Raw genomic sequence first — 1,149 nt, forward strand, 5'->3', positions numbered from 1 at the left:
AGCAAAAGCTGCTGCCACTGTGCGCTTGTTCTGTAAGTTTTCATCACCTGCTCCGAATTTATCATTGAGCAGGTATTTTTAGATAATCAGAACATCGATGCTAGGTGTGGTTCGCTAGACGCTTACGTTGTTTCTACTTCATTTCCTAATAGCCCCTCAACCATCATACGATTATTAAATAGTGATATTGAAGCCCCCCCTTTATAATCAACCCCTAATGGAATTATGAGTAAATCAGACAAATCTACTCTTTGGATCAATCTATCTCTATGTTCAATAAAAGCTTTAGCATGGACTTTAAGTGATGGAGATACATCGCCTTCACTAATATTCAAAGCAATAGAATTTAATAACTCTGCTTTTTCCAGATCGTCACCATCAAAATAACGCCGCTCTAGTAGAAATACAGGGACTATCTGAGGTTTTGTTGATGACTTACCGCTCTTTTTTGTAATAGTATTAAAGTTCCAAGACTTAGAATTAAAAAAAGTGTCAAGCGACTCCAAAACTGAGCTTTTTCCTATCCCATTGTCACCGACCAATCCACAAAATTTATCTTCATCAGTAATAGGTATGTAATTAATCCCTTGATAAGTTTTGTAATATCTTAAAAATGCTCCAATTATCATTATTATCCTTGTCAATTTTTAGAGAGGCTGATTTTTAGTCCAATCCAGCATTTGAACCTAGAAGACTTATAACCATTTAATAGTTCGGTCATCGCGAACATTTCTGCCTATTTAACATTCATTTATCTGCTTCATATAGTTTTAACAAATAACCTAAGGCATTACTATCATTAAGTTTTTTAAATTTTTTAAATAAAGTTAAATGAAACAATATGTGCTAGTTGCTCGTTTGCTGAAATATATGTGCAAATAACACCGTTTGACCAATCAGTTAACAACTATATTTTAGCCAACCCCAACAACAGCTTCTCCCTCTTGATCGCAATTAGGAAAAGTGCCAATAACGAACAATGAATTTAAGAAAAATAGTTTAAAGATGAACTTTGATGCCAAGGTTTCCCCCTGTGTCAGGATAGTTGTCGCCTCTAACTTTTAATAGAGGCAGATAAAATGAGACGTCGATTTACACAAGAATTTAAAGTTCAAGCTGTTGAAAAAGCATTATCTCAATGTGATGATG

Annotated in this window: 1 protein-coding gene; it reads right to left on the reverse strand. The window is 34.4% G+C overall.

What is annotated here, in order from left to right:
* Nucleotides 1-122 precede the first annotated feature (122 nt).
* A complete protein-coding gene (locus tag H4J63_RS19750) occupies nt 123-629 on the reverse strand; it encodes an AAA family ATPase (RefSeq protein ID WP_182198102.1) in 507 nt (168 codons plus the stop codon).
* Between the last annotated feature and the right edge of the window lie 520 nt (nt 630-1,149).

The organism is Pseudoalteromonas sp. 5Ae-yellow (assembly GCF_014077565.1).
GTDB lineage: Bacteria > Pseudomonadota > Gammaproteobacteria > Enterobacterales > Alteromonadaceae > Pseudoalteromonas.